At 52.0% G+C, this 15,349-nt stretch carries 15 protein-coding genes; 5 read left to right on the top strand and 10 right to left on the bottom strand.

The genetic code is table 11. The features are described from left to right. Positions 1-75 precede the first annotated feature (75 nt). The gene (locus tag Q1K76_RS03730; protein WP_298663504.1) at positions 76-1,377 is read left to right on the top strand and encodes a phosphatase PAP2 family protein; all 1,302 of its coding nucleotides are present in this window, start codon (positions 76-78) and stop codon (positions 1,375-1,377) included. Positions 1,378-1,463: 86 nt separating this feature from the next. On the opposite strand, the gene rpmH is transcribed toward Q1K76_RS03730, so the two are convergent. Continuing rightward, positions 1,464-1,619: a 50S ribosomal protein L34 gene (rpmH, locus tag Q1K76_RS03725; RefSeq protein WP_008862477.1), complete on the bottom strand. Its 156-nt coding sequence runs from the start codon at positions 1,617-1,619 to the stop codon at positions 1,464-1,466. A gap of 187 nt (positions 1,620-1,806) precedes the next feature. On the opposite strand from rpmH, the gene efp reads away from it, so the two are divergent. From efp to radC, 3 genes are all read left to right on the top strand, one after another. After that, complete coding sequence (efp, locus tag Q1K76_RS03720) at positions 1,807-2,370, top strand: elongation factor P (protein WP_008862476.1); 564 nt, start codon at positions 1,807-1,809, stop codon at positions 2,368-2,370. Between the two features lie 234 nt (positions 2,371-2,604). Further along, on the top strand, positions 2,605-3,600 hold the full coding sequence (locus Q1K76_RS03715; protein ID WP_258328002.1) for a glycosyltransferase: 996 nt from the start codon (positions 2,605-2,607) through the stop codon (positions 3,598-3,600). A gap of 2 nt (positions 3,601-3,602) precedes the next feature. Next, on the top strand, positions 3,603-4,304 hold the full coding sequence (gene radC / locus Q1K76_RS03710; RefSeq protein WP_300131154.1) for a DNA repair protein RadC: 702 nt from the start codon (positions 3,603-3,605) through the stop codon (positions 4,302-4,304). A gap of 110 nt (positions 4,305-4,414) precedes the next feature. Here the strand turns inward: radC and Q1K76_RS03705 are convergent, their stop codons facing one another. Both Q1K76_RS03705 and Q1K76_RS03700 read right to left on the bottom strand, forming a co-directional pair. Continuing rightward, on the bottom strand, positions 4,415-5,014 hold the full coding sequence (locus Q1K76_RS03705) for an OmpH family outer membrane protein (RefSeq protein WP_298662174.1): 600 nt from the start codon (positions 5,012-5,014) through the stop codon (positions 4,415-4,417). Between the two features lie 29 nt (positions 5,015-5,043). Further along, on the bottom strand, positions 5,044-5,280 hold the full coding sequence (locus Q1K76_RS03700) for a hypothetical protein (protein ID WP_300131151.1): 237 nt from the start codon (positions 5,278-5,280) through the stop codon (positions 5,044-5,046). A gap of 272 nt (positions 5,281-5,552) precedes the next feature. Between Q1K76_RS03700 and Q1K76_RS03695 the strand changes: the two genes are divergently transcribed. Next, positions 5,553-7,013, top strand: a complete 1,461-nt coding sequence (locus tag Q1K76_RS03695; RefSeq protein ID WP_300131148.1) for an aminoacyl-histidine dipeptidase — start codon at positions 5,553-5,555, stop codon at positions 7,011-7,013. A 113-nt stretch (positions 7,014-7,126) separates the two neighbouring features. Here Q1K76_RS03695 and Q1K76_RS03690 read toward each other — a convergent pair whose 3' ends face one another. The 7 genes from Q1K76_RS03690 to rsfS all read right to left on the bottom strand — a co-directional run bounded on the left by Q1K76_RS03690 (position 7,127) and on the right by rsfS (position 14,815). Further along, positions 7,127-7,678, bottom strand: a complete 552-nt coding sequence (locus Q1K76_RS03690; RefSeq protein WP_087409677.1) for a DUF3332 domain-containing protein — start codon at positions 7,676-7,678, stop codon at positions 7,127-7,129. 292 nt (positions 7,679-7,970) lie between these two features. Beyond that, entirely contained in the window at positions 7,971-9,365 is a 1,395-nt protein-coding gene (locus Q1K76_RS03685) for a transglycosylase SLT domain-containing protein (protein ID WP_258328008.1), read from the bottom strand. A gap of 4 nt (positions 9,366-9,369) precedes the next feature. Continuing rightward, positions 9,370-9,981 carry a uridine kinase gene (gene udk / locus Q1K76_RS03680; RefSeq protein WP_087409675.1) on the bottom strand — a complete coding sequence of 204 codons (612 nt, stop codon included), beginning with the start codon at positions 9,979-9,981 and terminating at the stop codon, positions 9,370-9,372. Between the two features lie 33 nt (positions 9,982-10,014). Next, positions 10,015-11,184, bottom strand: a complete 1,170-nt coding sequence (locus tag Q1K76_RS03675; RefSeq protein WP_087409674.1) for an AIR synthase related protein — start codon at positions 11,182-11,184, stop codon at positions 10,015-10,017. Positions 11,185-11,246: 62 nt separating this feature from the next. Further along, positions 11,247-12,092: a phosphatidate cytidylyltransferase gene (locus Q1K76_RS03670; RefSeq protein ID WP_300131145.1), complete on the bottom strand. Its 846-nt coding sequence runs from the start codon at positions 12,090-12,092 to the stop codon at positions 11,247-11,249. A 235-nt stretch (positions 12,093-12,327) separates the two neighbouring features. After that, positions 12,328-14,418 (bottom strand): ATP-dependent zinc metalloprotease FtsH, encoded by a 2,091-nt coding sequence (gene ftsH, locus Q1K76_RS03665; RefSeq protein ID WP_087409672.1) that lies wholly within the window; start codon positions 14,416-14,418, stop codon positions 12,328-12,330. Between the two features lie 40 nt (positions 14,419-14,458). Further along, entirely contained in the window at positions 14,459-14,815 is a 357-nt protein-coding gene (rsfS, locus tag Q1K76_RS03660; RefSeq protein ID WP_087409671.1) for a ribosome silencing factor, read from the bottom strand. Between the last annotated feature and the right edge of the window lie 534 nt (positions 14,816-15,349).

The raw sequence follows: 15,349 nt of genomic DNA, 5'->3' as shown, positions 1-15,349 counted from the left end.
ATATACCGCATAATTGCCCTTACCTTTGTGCGGTAATACCGTTATGCTAAAAGCTTTTTAAACAAGATGAAACACATGACAAGATTGTGGATTGCCGTTGTCGTGGTCCTGTCCATGCTACCGGCACGTGCCGAAATCACGCTCCAGTCCGTAGCCCGCGATACGACAATCGATGTACGGCCGCTCAACTCGTGGCAGCGGTTCAACCAGAAGGTCGACCGGTTTACCTCGACCAAGGGCTTCCAGATGACTTACGTAGGGGTGCCCCTGGTGGTTGCCGGTGTGGCTACCATACCGGGGCGCGAGCGTTTCCGCCAGTTGCGTAACGACTATGTACCCAAGTTCAAATACGAGTATGACAATTACCTGCAGTATGCTCCGGCTGTGGTGATGCTGGGGCTGAAAGGTTTCGGCGTAGAGAGCCGCAGTTCGTGGGGTCGCATGCTGGTATCCGATGCCTTTTCGGCCGCCATCATGGCTACGGTGGTCAACACCATTAAATATACGGCACATGTGCAGCGCCCCGACGGCAGCAACTACAAGTCGTTCCCCTCGGGCCATACGGCTACGGCCTTTATGACGGCCATGATGCTGCACAAGGAGTATGGCGACCGCAGTCCCTGGTACAGCATCTCGGCTTTTACGGTAGCAGCGGTAACCGGCGTAAGCCGGCAGTTGAACAATCGTCACTGGGTTTCCGATGTACTGGCTGGTGCCGGCATCGGTATCCTGTCGACCGAACTGGGCTATTACCTGGCCGATCTGATATTCAAAGACAAGGGTTTGAATCTCGATCCTACCTACTACCCTTTGCTCGAGAAGCCCTCGTTTGTGGGCCTCTACATGGGTTTCTCGTCGGGGCTGGGACGCATAGGTCTCGGTAACGGCATGAAACTCAATACCGGCATTGGCAGCCGGATAGGTGTGGAGGGAGCCTATTTCTTCAACAAATACATCGGGTGCGGTGGTTTGGCTACGGTGTCGAATATTCCGGTTTCGCTCAATACCCGGCCCGATGCAGCACTGGAACCTATCGACGAGGGGCGGGCCATGGCCGGTGTTTACTTGCAATATCCCTGTTCGAGTCGCTGGTCGTTGGGCGGAAAGGTATTGGCCGGGTACAACTATATCCCGTCGAATGCCCTGAACTGTGAGTCTATCGAATTTGGTCGCAACAGCTTCGTATGGAGTACCGGTGTGTCGATTGGTTACATGATGAAGCGCAACTTCGGGGCCCGTTTCTTTTGTGACTACACCTCGGCCTTGGTCTCGTACAGCCTGTTGCCCTCGCAGGAGTTGGGCGTTTCGGAGGCTCGCTCGGGGAGTAGTGCTATCCGGTCGCTCACGTGGGGAGCTTCGGCCAATATTCTGTTCTGACAGGTATCGGCCGGAGGAGCCGATATAATATGAAACGGGGCTGCATCGTCGGATACAGCCCCGTTTCATATGTCGGATAAATTTTTTTAGAAAGGATGTCTTTCGTCCGAAACCGTCAATTTAGCACGACCTTTTGCACGACGGCTGGCCAGTACGCGACGACCGTTTGCAGTAGACATTCTCAAACGGAATCCGTGTTTGTTAATTCTTTTTCTGTTCGAAGGTTGAAATGTTCTTTTCATTGCCGTTATATTTTTATCGTTATTATTCCTTTTTTCGGACTGCAAAAATAGATACTTTTTTTTAATAAACCAAGAGATTACCCATTTTTGGGGATTTTCTTTTTGAGATTTTATTGATTTAGTTTACTTTTGTACCTCGAAAGTTCAGAAACAAAGAATAATATAAATACAAAACAGTATACAAAGTATGATTAACTCGCAAGACATTAAAAACGGAACCTGTATCCGTTTGGACGGAAAGCTCTATTTCTGTGTAGAATTTTTACATGTAAAACCGGGTAAGGGAAACACGATTATGCGTACCAAACTCAAAGATGTGGTATCGGGTCGTGTGCTTGAACGCCGCTTCAATATCGGTGAAAAACTGGAAGATGTACGGGTAGAACGTCGTCCGTATCAGTTCTCGTACAACGAGGGTGAACACTATCACTTCCTCAATCAGGAGACTTGGGACGACCTGATTATCAACAAAGACCTTATCACGGGTGTAGACTTCCTGAAAGAGGGTATGGTTGTCGAGGTGGTTTCCGATGCTTCGACCGAGACGGTGCTCTTTGCCGAATTGCCGGTAAAGGTACAGCTCGAGGTGACCTACACCGAGCCGGGTCTCAAAGGCGATACCGCTACCAACACCACTAAACCGGCTACGGTCGAGACGGGTGCTACGGTACGCGTGCCTCTCTTTATCGAAACGGGCGAGATGATTGTAGTCGATACTCGCGACGGTTCGTATATCGAGCGTGCCAAATAAAGAATCGATTCCGCATTCATGCCATAAAAAAACGGGTCTCGTGCAAACGGGGCCCGTTTTTTTGTGCCCGATATGTTTCGGCCCAGCTCTTGGATGGGTGTTTGAGATGAAAGATGTATATCTGTTTCACGGATATAGGAGCCGGTTCGGCATAGTCGAATTTGAAAACTTGTTTTCTCATTTGTTTCTGCACTTACCTTTTTATATATTTGTACGAAACAGAATATTACCGTTATGCCCTATTTCTCGATTATTGTACCGGTATACAACCGGCCCGACGAAGTGAGCGACCTGCTCGCGAGCCTGTCGCAACAAACCTGTAAGGATTTTGAAATCGTCTTGGTCGAAGATGGTTCGACCGTGCGGTGTGCCGATGCCGTGGCGCGTTACGAGTCGTCGGTCGACATACACTACTATTATAAGGAGAACGAGGGGCGTAGCATTGCTCGCAACTACGGTATGGAGCGGGCATCGGGTCGCTATTTTATCTTTTTCGATTCCGATTGCGTGATACCGGCCCGTTACTTCGAGGTGCTGAGTGCGGCCTTGCAACGACACTATACCGACTGTTTCGGAGGTCCCGATGCTGCTCACGACTCGTTCAGCGACGTGCAGAAGGCTATCAACTATTCGATGACCTCGTTTCTCACTACGGGTGGTATCCGGGGCGGGAAGGTCCAGCTCGAGAAGTTTACCCCGCGTACCTTCAACATGGGCTTTTCGCGCGAGGTCTACGAGCGGGTGGGCGGGTTCCGCGAGATGTTCAGCGAGGACATCGACATGAGTACCCGCATCCGTCAGGCCGGATTCTCCATTACCCTCATACGCGATGCCTTTGTCTACCACAAGCGCAGGGTGAACCTGCGGCTGTTTTTCAGGCAGGTGTATATATTCGGGATGTCGCGCATTTCGCTCTACCTGCTTTACCCCGATACGCTGAAGCTCGTTCACTGGCTTCCGGCCTGTTTTGTCGTAGGGGCGTTGGTCATGATTATAGGGTCGCTCTTCTGGTGGCCGGCCATTCTGCCGTTGGTTGCCTATCTGTTGGCGGTCTTTATCGTGTCGTGGTGCGTGAACAAGCGGCTCAAAATAGCCGCGTTGTCGGTGGTAGCCAGTCTCATACAATTGTGCGGATATGGTGTGGGTTTCTTGAAAGCCTACTTCTTGAAGGTGATACTCGGCCGCGGTCGGGACGAAGCCGAAGAGGTGCGCCTGCGTAAAGGAAAGTAGCCATGGACCGCAAGCGCGACAAGTTGAAGATAACCGAGTGGGCGGCCGAAGACCGTCCGCGCGAGAAGATGATGCTGCACGGCATCCGCTCCTTGAGCAATGCCGAGCTGATAGCCATTCTCATCGGGTCGGGCAATGTGGACGAGACGGCAGTGGAGCTCTCGCAACGCATTCTCAATGCGGCAGGCAACAGCCTGAACCGGCTGGGAAAATATGGTATAGACGATTTCGTGAAACCGTTCAAAGGGATAGGCGAAGCCAAGGCCATTACCATTATGGCGGCGTTGGAAATAGGGCGCCGCAGGCGCGACGAGGAGTTGCCCAAGCGTCCCGCCATTACCCACAGTGCCGATGTGTACAGCCTCATGCGGGGGCAAATGATTGACTTGCCGCACGAGGAGTTCTGGGTGCTCCTGCTCAACCGGGCCAACCGGGTAATTGATACCTTGCGGGTAAGCCAGGGTGGCACTGCGGCGACAGTAGTCGATGTGAAGCTGATCATGCGGTCGGCCTTGCAGCAGTTGGCCTCGGCCCTGATTCTGTGTCACAATCACCCGTCGAACAATTTGGCTCCCAGTGGTGCCGACGATAAGGTAACCAGCAAGATCAAGGCGGCTGCCTCGCTTTTCGATATTGCCGTGCTCGACCATATTATCGTGGGCGAGGAGGGCTACTTCAGCTATGCCGACGAGGGGCGGATGTAGTGTCTTTTTCTCGTAATACTTTCAATGGTATCATAGGTTTAAAATATGAGGGGCTGTGCCTGAATTTGTATCGACACAGCCCCTTGTCTTATGGAAAATGTTTTGTAATCTTATTTCTTGGCAGCGGCGTAGCGTTTGTTCAGCAGCTCGACCACCTCGTTGGTGATGTCGTAGGCGGGGTTGATGTAGAGAGTGCTGGCGTTGTTGAAGATAGCCTCGTATTTTTTGTCTTGGTTATACTCTTTGATGAAGGTGTTGATCGAGTCGTTCATCTGCATGAGCATCTTTTGTTGCTCGAGCATGTTCTCGTTGTCGAGGCGTTGAGCGTACTCTTGCAGGTCGGCAGCTTTCTTTTCGAGGCGTTGATACTCCTGTTGAGCTCTCTCGGGCGAGAGGAAAGCGTTGTTTTGATATTTGCGTTGGAAGTCGTCCTGCTCTTTTTTTAATTGACGAGCCTTTTCGTTGATTGAGGCGCGGGCGTTCTCCTGTTTGTTGATCATCTTTTCGTTGAGATCTTTTGCATAGTTGTATTTGGAGAGCAAAGAATCTACGTTGATGTAAGCGATGGGTAATTTCCCTTCGAAGGAGGCCGACGATGCGGTGTTGTTGGAGGGTTGATTCGATGCGTTTTGTTTATTGCCGCATTGTACCATCAATAAAGAAACGGCAATCACAGCTACAGTCCGGATTGCAAGAGTAAAAGTCTTCATGTTATTTATCAGTCTAAAATATTATATCGTTATATAAGTTTCTCCTTCCTCTCCTGTGCATCGGTAGAGACCGCGCAGGAAATACCCTTTTTACGCAGGTATTTGTTGTCGCTGATGTGCGGGCTGGGGAACCTGCCTCCCTTGACGAAGAAAACCCGTATGCCCAAGAGTATGACAGCCAGTGCAAGAAACCCTATGGTAAAAAGTAAAATAATCCACATTCCTTCTTTCATTAAAAATACAGAGATCGGTTCGGCTCTGTCCATTTGAAAACTCGTCTTTTCATTTGTCTTTGCACTTCCCTTTCACTATATTTGTATAGTAAAACAAAGACCCCCGAGCGGGCAGAAACAAACGTGTTGGTTGTGTATGCCTTACGGCCGTCTTTGCTGTGCAAATATAGGAAAGGAAAATGTGAATTTGGTCGAAGAATGGAAATATTTTGACGATAGAATCGGTAAAAACGGGAAATTTAACATAAATTTCTTCGAGTACAGAAAGTTTAGCAATGAACAAATTGTAACTAAAATAGAAAAAAATGGAGATTAAAGAACTGAAACCCTCATCAATTTGGCACTATTTCGATGCCATTACTCAGGTTCCCCGTCCTTCGAAAAAGGAGGAGCGCATTCGTGAGTTCCTGTTGGCTTTTGCCCGGGAACAAAATCTGGCAGCCCAGGTCGACAAGACGGGCAACGTAGTGATTACCAAAGAGGCTACCCCGGGTTGCGAAGGGGCTGCTACCGTTATCTTGCAAGCTCATATGGATATGGTGTGCGAGAAGAACGGCGATGTGAAACACGACTTCGAGAATGACCCCATCGAGACGTATGTCGATGGCGAGTGGGTGAAGGCTCGGGGCACGACGTTGGGTGCCGACAATGGTATCGGTATTGCTGCCGCTCTGGCGGTGCTGGCCGACAAGGAGTTGAAGCATGGTCGCATACAGGCGCTGTTTACCGTCGATGAAGAGACGGGATTGACGGGTGCTTTCGGTCTCGAAGCCGGTATGATCGACGGCAAATATCTGTTGAACCTCGATTCGGAAGACGAGGCCGAAATCTTTATCGGTTGCGCCGGTGGTATCGACACCACGTCGACCTTTACCTACAAGCAGGAGCCTCTACCGGCCGGTAAGTTCTACTTGCGGGTCGAGGTGAAGAACCTGCTGGGCGGCCACTCGGGTGGCGATATTCATCTGGGCCGCGGCAATGCCAACAAACTGCTGGCCCGCTTCCTGTGGCTGTGCATGCAACGTCACGAGATTCACCTGTGTGCCATCGACGGCGGTAACCTGCGCAACGCCATACCGCGCGAGGCCATGGCGGTGATTGCCGTGAATCCCGAGGATAAGGAGGCTATCCGGGCCGAGGTCAACCACTTTGCTGCCGATGTGGCTGCCGAGTTGAGTGGCGTGGACCCGAATGTGACGGTAGATGTTGCTACGGTCGATGCACCCGAGTTCATGATTGAAGATGGAGTGGCCCGTTCGCTCGTCAGTGCCCTCTATGCGGCACCTCACGGGGTGATAGCCATGAGCCACGATATTGAGGGGTTGGTAGAGACCTCGACCAACCTGGCCTCGGTGAAGATGACCGAGCCGGGTAAGATTGTGGTGGCTACGAGCCAGCGCAGTTCGGTCGAGTCGGAGAAGTACGACATCGCCTATCAGGTAGAGTGTCTTTTCCGGATGGCCGGTGCCGAGCCTACGCATGGCGACGGTTACCCCGGATGGAAACCCAACATGCACTCGCACATCAAGGATATTGCCGTGGCTGCCTATGAGGAGCTTTACCAGCAGACCCCGGCCATCAAGGCTATCCACGCCGGTCTCGAGTGCGGCCTGTTCCTGACGAAGTATCCGCAACTCGACATGATTTCGTTCGGTCCCACGTTGCGGGGCGTACACTCTCCCGACGAGATGATGCACATCCCGGCCGTAGAGAAGTTCTGGAATCACCTGGTTCTCATCCTGGAGAAGGTGGCTGCCGAGCATTGATACATTCCGCTCGGGGAGGGGATTCCCTCCCCGGCATAGTCTCGCCGTTGGCGGGGATAGATACAAAAAAAGGGAGGCGCGATTGCCTCCCTTTTTTGTATGTGATACGGAGCTTATTTCATAGCCAGATTGAGCTGTTGTGCAGCTTGTTGGTAGGCCAGTACACCGGCTTGCGAAAGCTCTACGGTCATGTTGTTGCCGTCGGCACCTACCATTTGTACGTGGTTGTCATCGACGAAGGTCATGAATTTGGTCGTTTCGCCGTTAGCCGAGAGAGACCACGAGTTGTCGTTGCTGTCGAATACGAAACCGATGGTCGAGTTGTCGGCCGTGTTGGTAATGGTGTAGCCGTCTTTATCGGTCTTTACCAGATAGATGTCACCGTTTTCGCCTTTCACTTCCTTGGTCGATTCCTGAGCGATGGGGCTGCTGCCGGTCCAGAATTCAATAGAGTTGAGCACAATGAGGTCAACAAATACGGTTGCCTCGTATACCGGGATAATATGGAAGGCGATAAATACGAGTTCGTTTACAAATTTGTTGCCTACACCGCCGTTCCAGCTAAGTACCTTGTTGGTGAGGCTGAACGATCCGATACAAGACGAGAAGCAGAGAGTCGCTGCTAAGGTAAGGGCAATAGCCACATTCAGTTTGTTCTTTTTCATCGTTTTAAATTTTTAGTTAGAAATATGTAATACGCAAAATTTAGTAAGTTGAAAAAGAGGGCGGCATGGTGGCAAAAGATGGCGCGAAACATGCTGCACGGCAATTCATTTGATGGCGATAGGGCCAATTTCAGGTTCATCGAGCAGGAGACTCACACACGGCATTTCCCGTCTCTTGTCGGGGAGAGGGAGGACTGACGAGTACAGAGACCGGTGAAAATCGACGTTCTTCTACCAGACCGATTGACTTCTATCTTTTACAAAGATAAAAAACTTTTGGAGAAAAAGGTTTTTATAAGGGGATTTTTTCTTGATATATTTTGTAATATCGCAGAACCTCATGAACATAGGCTACGGTTTGGCGTCCTCTGAAATAGCCGAATTTGCACACTTCGTCGTTGAAATACTCGGGGTTGCTCTTGAGCAGGATGAAGTCGCTCACGTTGTCGTCCCATACATAGGGGTTCTTGCCGTACTTCTCGGCCAGCGCCATGGCGTCGAGCACGTGGCCGAGCCCGGCATTGTAGGCGGCGAGGATAAACTTGAGCCGCTCGTTTTTGTTCTGGATGGCCGAGAGGCTTTTGTTGAGCGATTGTATGCTTTTGACGGCCGCCTTCAGATTCTTCTCGGGGTTGGTAATCTCCTGGGCCGATACCCCGAAGGCCTGTGCCGTGCGAGGCATCAGTTGCATCAGTCCCCGGGCTCCGGCCCACGATACGGCCAAGGTGTCGAAGTGCGACTCGTTGTAGGCCTGTGCGGCGAGTATGCGCCAGTCCCAGTCGAGTTCGCGGGCATACTTTTTAAATAGGTGGTCGTAGATGGATATTTGTCCTTTCGAGACCGACAGCACGGCCGAGTTGGGGAACGACTTGCTCAGTTCGAAATACCGGCGCGAGATGCTGCGGTAGGAGTCGGATTTCTGGTTCTCCTTCACCCACTGGTTGATGGCGTGTGCCAGGGCGGGCGAGGTCTTGCTCACGGCCCACGAGGCCCGTTGGGGGAAGCTCACCTGCAGGTGGATGTCGATGTTGTTGTAATAGGTGCGGTTCAACTGCGCCAGGTTGTTGTCGGCCAGGGTGTAGGGTATCTCGCCGGTCGAGACCATCTCGATGAGCTCTTCGGTCACCACCGTATCCTTGTCGATGTGGTGGATGTGTATGCCGCCGCCCAATTCGTTGTTGAGGTTGTTGATGCGCTCTTCGTATTTCGAGCCGGCTTCGACGTAGACATCTTTCCCGATGAGGTCGACCACGTCGTTTATCATTTCGTCCTTGGGCTTGCGGGGCTGGATGAGCACTTGGTGGGTGATGTTTTCGGCACCGCAGTAGAGCCACTCGTTTTTGGCGTCGCCGATGATGGGCATCTCGTAGGCGATGACGTCGCCCTTGCCCTGTTGCAGCATCTCGGTGAGGTGCTTGATGTTGTCGGCTACGATGACGGTGGTCTTGAGGTTGTAGTGGTCGGCAAACTGTTTGATGCGTTCGTATTCATAACCCATCTCTTCGCCTCGGTAGAGGAAGTAGGAGGTGGAGCTGTAGAGCGTGAGAACTCGCAGTTCGCCCCGCTCGCAGATGGAGTCGAAGTCGTTCGGCACCTCTTCGGCGGTGTGCTGCTTGTTCCCTCCGCAGGCCGTGAGCAGACAGAGGGCGAGGAGCACATATATCCAGCGGGATATGTTCCTCGGCATAGGCTTACCCTTTGAGCTTGTGAGAGATAAAGTTGGTCATAATCTCGATGGCGACCGTGTTGTGACCGCCCTGCGGGATGATGATGTCGGCGTAGCGTTTGGTAGGTTCGATGTGTTGCAGGTGCATGGGTTTGAGTACCCGTTGGTAGCGGTCGATTACCATCTCGACCGTGCGTCCCCGCTCGATGATGTCGCGGTTGATGACCCGGATGAGGCGGTCATCGGCATCGGCATCGACAAATACTTTCATGTCCATCATGTTGCGCAACTCTTCGTTGCAGAGAATCAGGATACCCTCGACGATGATGATGTCGCGAGGCTCGACGGTGATCGTCTCCTTTGACCGGGTGCAGGTGAGGAACGAGTAGATGGGCTGCTCGATGGGGCGGCCCGCCTTCAGCTCTTTGAGGTGCTTGACCAGCAGGTCGAAGTCGATGGCTGCCGGCTCGTCGAAGTTGATGTTCTGACGTTCGTCTTCCGGCACATCGCTGCTGTCCCAATAATAGGAGTCCTGGGGAATAACGGCTGTTTGTCCGGGAGGAAGGCTCTCAATGATTTTTCGCACGACGGTGGTTTTGCCCGACCCGGTTCCACCGGCTATTCCTATGATTAACATGACGCTTCTGGTTTTAGGGGTGTGACTTGATCGTTATTTGTACTCAAACCGGCCTTTGTCCGATTCGATGATTAGCTCGTTGTGGTCGGCTGCCTGCGTATAGCCGATGATGCGGGCATCGATGTCGAACGAGCGGCTGATGTCGATCACGCGTTGGGCATCCTCGGCGTCGACATAGACCTCCATGCGGTGACCCATGTTGAAGACCTTGTACATCTCGTGCCAGTCGGTACCCGATTGCTCCTGGATGATGCTGAACAGCGGGGGTACGGGGAAGAGGTTGTTCTTGATGACCCGCATGTTTTCCACGAAGTGCATCACTTTGGTCTGGGCTCCGCCCGAGCAGTGTACCATACCGTGCACGCGCGGACGCATCTCGTCGAGCAGTTTCTTGATGACGGGTGCGTAGGTGCGGGTGGGCGAGAGTACCAGTTTGCCGGCATCGATTCCCAGTTCGGCAATCTGGTCGGTCAGTTTCAGCTTGCCCGAGTATACCAGCTCTTCGGGCACGGCGTTGTCGTAGCTCTCGGGATATTTGGCAGCGAGGTATTTGGCAAAGACATCGTGGCGGGCCGAGGTGAGTCCGTTGCTGCCCATACCGCCGTTGTACTCTTTTTCGTACGAGGCTTTGCCGTAGGACGAGAGTCCCACGATGACGTCGCCCGGGCGTATGTGCTCGTTCGATACCACATCCTTGCGCTTCATGCGACAGGTTACGGTGCTGTCGACGATAATCGTGCGCACCAGGTCGCCCACGTCGGCCGTCTCGCCGCCCGTGCTGTAAGCGTTCACGCCCAATGCGCGCAGTTCGGCAAGCAGCTCTTCGGTGCCGTTGATGATGGCCGAGATTACTTCGCCGGGTACCAGCAGCTTGTTGCGGCCGATGGTCGACGATACCAGTATGTTGTCGGTGGCACCTACGCAGAGCAGGTCGTCGATGTTCATGATGAGGGCATCCTGTGCAATGCCCCGCCACACGCTCAGGTCGCCGGTTTCGCGCCAGTACATGTAGGCCAGCGACGACTTGGTGCCGGCACCGTCGGCGTGCATGATGTTGCAATAGTCGGGGTCGCCGCCCAGAATATCGGGGATAATCTTACAGAAGGCCTTGGGAAAGATACCTTTATCTATATTCTTGATTGCGTTGTGTACATCTTCTTTCGAAGCCGATACGCCGCGCAGGTTGTAACGTTGGTCGCTCATAGGTATGTGTAATTGATGCTCACAAAATTAGTGCAAAAATGGCATCGGTGCAAGCATCTGGTTTATAAAACGAGTGTCAGGTAGATGAATATCACGGGCGAGGCCAGAAGCTCGCTGTCGAACCGGTCGAGGATGCCACCGTGCCCGGGGAGCAGTTTGCCCGAGTCTTTGGCGCCGGCCGTGCGTTTGAGCAGCGATTCGCACAGGTCGCCCCAGGTCGAGAATACCGAGGTAAGTATGCCCATGACTACCCATTGAGCGGTGGTGAGCATGCCGGGTATGATGTAGTTGAGGCAGAAGCCGAGAATGATGCAGAAGAGCAGGCCGCCGAAAAATCCCTCCCACGACTTTTTGGGCGAGATGCGCTCGAAGAGCCGGTGGCGTCCCAGCGTGCTGCCTACCACATAGGCGCCGGTATCGTTTATCCAGATGAAGGCGAAGAGGGCCATCAGTATGTATTCGGGGTGGCCGTACAGCAGTTGATATTCGGTACTGTATCCCCATACACCGAGCAGTGCAAGGGGCAGAACGATATAGATTTGTCCCAATATGCTGTATGCCCAACCCATGACGGGCGACTTGTCGGGCGACAGGTAGAGCTGGATGATGGAGCGTGCTACCAGATAGATGAGGTAGGTGAGTATCGAGGCTTTATGAAGCGACTCGCCTAATTGGCCCGAATAGGAAAAGGCCGTGAGAAACAGGGCGCAGGCTCCTGCCATATCGATGACAAAAGTGAGTTGATCGAATGGCCTACCGAATCGGGTAAGCATGAGAAATTCGACATAGCCAAGCAGGGCGACGATACCAAAAATGCCCAGAAAGGTATAGGCTCCCGACAAGACAGCCGTAGTAATGATAACGATAAACAGTATACCGGTAAAAGTTCGGGTCAGTAGATTTTTCACGGTTCCTTATTTTTGATGTTGGGTGAATTATAAGGCATATAGCGACAGTTGCGGGCAGCGGGTACTCGGCATAGGCTGTGCTTTACGCTTTCATATAGTTTACAAATATAGGTATAATCCCATAAAGCGGCCCTTCTGGGTAGTTTTTTTTTGTGATAAAGCGATAAAAAAAGAGATACAGTCGATTGTCGGCTGTATCTCTTGTATCATGTAGATTCTCTCGCTTGTCGGGCGGTTAGGCCTTCGAGTCGGAGGTATCTTTTTCATTTCCTTTTGTTTCGCCGTTTTCAGCCTTGGGTTGGTCGGCCGTGCCTTCAGCTGTCGGTTGAGGTTTTTCGTCAGACGGTGTCGGATTGCCTTCGGCCTCCGGTTTTTTGTGTTCGGCCTCTTCCTCCTTCTTGGCTGCCTCTTCGTCTTGCAGTATCTCTTCGGTACGCGAAATCCACGGACGCTTGCCGAATATCTGCTCCACGTCTTCGGCAAAGATAACCTCGCGGGTAATCAGTACCTCGGCCAGTTTGGCATGCTTCTCGGCATTCTCGCGCAGAATCGACTTGGCGCGCTCGTACTGTTCGTTTACGATTCGGCTCACCTCTTTGTCGATGAGTTTGGCCGTCTCTTCGCTGTACGGTTTGGTGAATCCATACTCCTGACCCGTAGAGTCGTAGTAGGAGAGGTTGGGCAACTGCTCGCTCATACCGAAGTAGACCACCATGGCGTAGGCCTGCTTGGTGACCCGCTCCAAGTCGTTCGAGGCGCCGGTCGAGATGCGTCCGAGGAATACCTCTTCGGCGGCCCGGCCTCCCAGCGTGGCACACATCTCGTCGAGCATCTGCTCGCGGGTGGTGATTTGCCGCTCTTCGGGCAGATACCAGGCAGCGCCCAGCGCGCGACCGCGTGGTACGATGGTCACCTTGATAAGCGGGTTGGCATATTGCAGCAGCCAGCTGATCGAGGCATGCCCGGCTTCGTGTATGGCGATGGAGCGTTTCTCCTCTTGAGTCGTGATTTTCGACCGCTTCTCCAGACCGCCTACGATACGGTCGACGGCATCCATAAAGTCCTGACGCTGTACGCTCTTCTTGTTCTTGCGGGCGGCAATCAGGGCGGCTTCGTTGCAGACGTTGGCAATGTCGGCCCCCGAGAATCCCGGGGTCTGGCGGGCCAACAGGTCTACATCGACCGAGTCGTCGATCTTCACGTTGCGCAGGTGTACCTTGAAGATGGCCTTTCGGTCGTTCAACTCGGGCAACTCTACGTAGATTTGACGGTCGAAACGTCCGGCACGCAGCAGGGCCTTGTCCAGAATGTCGGCCCGGTTGGTGGCAGCCAGAATGATGACGCCGCTGTTCGACCCGAAACCATCCATTTCGGTAAGCAACTGGTTCAGGGTGTTCTCCCGCTCGTCGTTGGAACCCATGTTGGGGTTCTTGCCACGGGCACGACCCACGGCATCGATCTCGTCGATGAAGACGATACAGGGGGCTTTCTCCTTGGCCTGGCGGAAGAGGTCGCGCACACGCGACGCACCCACGCCTACGAACATCTCGACGAAGTCGGAACCCGACAGCGAGAAGAACGGTACGTTGGCCTCGCCGGCTACGGCTTTGGCCAGCAGGGTTTTACCGGTCCCCGGAGGGCCTACCAGCAAAGCGCCTTTGGGTATTTTGCCACCCAGGTCGGTATATCGACTGGGATTCTTCAAAAACTCTACAATCTCTTCGACCTCCTGTTTGGCCTCCGAGAGTCCGGCTACATCGTCGAAGGTTACCTTCACGGCTCCGTCCTTGTCGAAAAGCTGAGCTTTGGCCTTGCCCACATTGAACACGCCGCCGCCACCGCCGCCACCCTGGTTGGTCATTCGGCGGGCCAGATAAATCCAGAAGATAATAAAGAATACGATGGGGCCGAAGGTCCACAGGATATTGGTCAGATCGCTGCTGTTCTCGTAGTTGACATCGGCTTTGAAGCCGTAGTCTTTTTTCCACGCCTCGAGGGTAGTGGCAAAACTGTCGCCCGAGGGTATGTTGGTGTATACGATGGGCTTGCCGGTAATCTTGTCGGTTTTGAAAATAGCTTTGGCCGTGCTGTCGTTGAGTTGAGCCTCGACGTAGTCTTTCTTGGCATGAACCGTTACGTTGGTCATGCCGCCCTCCTTGGCTATCTTTTCAAATTCCGACCAGTTCACCTCCTTGCTCATCGAAGGATCGTTGGCATAGTAGAGGCCAAACAGAAGCAGTGCGATAATCGCATACATCCAGTACAGGTTGAACCGGATGCGCTTCTTCTTATTAGGCCCTAATGGAGACATGTTGTTGTTTCCCATATTTTATATATAGTATAAGATGCAAATGGTGTATCAAAAATTATTCCACGTCAGGAATCTCTGTCAATTTGGCATCGTTCCACAATTGTTCGAGTTTGTAGTAGTTGCGGTATTCGGGCAGGAAAACATGTACCAGAATGCTGCCGTAGTCGATAATTATCCATTGGCTGTTTTGGTATCCGTCGTATCCGAAAGGTTTGGTGCCGGTGTGTTGCTGCACATACTCTCTCACGCTGTCGGCAATCGCTGCCACTTGGGTAGTCGACTGTCCCTCGCAGATGACGAAGTATGAAGCTGCAGCCGATTCTATGTCCGAGAGATCTACGGTGGTGATTTTTTTCCCTTTTTTTTCTTGAATGCCTTCTATAATGGTTTGGATTAGTTGTTTTTCTTTCATTTACTTATTGTATGGCTTATATGTATATATTCTCATTTTGCAAAGATAATGCGATTTTTCCAATTACGAGAAAATAGCTTTGTTATAAAATTAAGGCTTTCGTTAAAAACTCCTTTTGCTAACTGTGGGTATAATAGGATTTTGCAGAATAACGAATGAAAAACAGAAAAGTTCGGCTGCGAGGTTTGGTTGCTTTGCCTATATTCCGATAATATAGGATACGGTTTGGAATAAAGAAATATCTGAAATCGGGGTCCGATATTTTATTTTCCGCTTGACTTTCGTCGTACTCTCGGGGTATAGGAGTCGGTTTGGCATAGTCAAACTTAAAAACTTCGTTTTTGTTTGCCTCTGCTCTCACCTTTCACTATATTTTCAGAATATAGGAGTCGGTTCGGCATAGCCAAACTTAAAAACTTCGTTTTTGTTTGCCTCTGCTCTCACCTTTCGCTATATTTTCAGAATATAGGAGTCGGTTCGGCATAGTCAAACTTAAAAACTTCGTTTTTGTTTGCCTCTGCTCTCACCTTTCAC

It is taken from the genome of uncultured Barnesiella sp. (assembly GCF_946496565.1).
Taxonomy (GTDB): domain Bacteria; phylum Bacteroidota; class Bacteroidia; order Bacteroidales; family Barnesiellaceae; genus Barnesiella; species Barnesiella merdigallinarum.
The sequence above is the reverse complement of the archived record's forward strand: the minus strand, read 5'-3'. Positions and strand labels throughout refer to the sequence as shown.

Coding starts and splice junctions, on each gene's coding strand:
- rpmH (WP_008862477.1), bottom strand. CDS start 1,619: ATGAAAAGAACATTTCAACCTTCGAACAGAAAAAGAATTAACAAACAC.
- Q1K76_RS03715 (WP_258328002.1), top strand. CDS start 2,605: ATGCCCTATTTCTCGATTATTGTACCGGTATACAACCGGCCCGACGAA.
- Q1K76_RS03730 (WP_298663504.1), top strand. CDS start 76: ATGACAAGATTGTGGATTGCCGTTGTCGTGGTCCTGTCCATGCTACCG.
- Q1K76_RS03700 (WP_300131151.1), bottom strand. CDS start 5,280: ATGGACAGAGCCGAACCGATCTCTGTATTTTTAATGAAAGAAGGAATG.
- Q1K76_RS03685 (WP_258328008.1), bottom strand. CDS start 9,365: ATGCCGAGGAACATATCCCGCTGGATATATGTGCTCCTCGCCCTCTGT.
- Q1K76_RS03675 (WP_087409674.1), bottom strand. CDS start 11,184: ATGAGCGACCAACGTTACAACCTGCGCGGCGTATCGGCTTCGAAAGAA.
- Q1K76_RS03705 (WP_298662174.1), bottom strand. CDS start 5,014: ATGAAGACTTTTACTCTTGCAATCCGGACTGTAGCTGTGATTGCCGTT.
- Q1K76_RS03690 (WP_087409677.1), bottom strand. CDS start 7,678: ATGAAAAAGAACAAACTGAATGTGGCTATTGCCCTTACCTTAGCAGCG.
- udk (WP_087409675.1), bottom strand. CDS start 9,981: ATGTTAATCATAGGAATAGCCGGTGGAACCGGGTCGGGCAAAACCACC.
- ftsH (WP_087409672.1), bottom strand. CDS start 14,418: ATGGGAAACAACAACATGTCTCCATTAGGGCCTAATAAGAAGAAGCGC.
- rsfS (WP_087409671.1), bottom strand. CDS start 14,815: ATGAAAGAAAAACAACTAATCCAAACCATTATAGAAGGCATTCAAGAA.
- efp (WP_008862476.1), top strand. CDS start 1,807: ATGATTAACTCGCAAGACATTAAAAACGGAACCTGTATCCGTTTGGAC.
- Q1K76_RS03695 (WP_300131148.1), top strand. CDS start 5,553: ATGGAGATTAAAGAACTGAAACCCTCATCAATTTGGCACTATTTCGAT.
- radC (WP_300131154.1), top strand. CDS start 3,603: ATGGACCGCAAGCGCGACAAGTTGAAGATAACCGAGTGGGCGGCCGAA.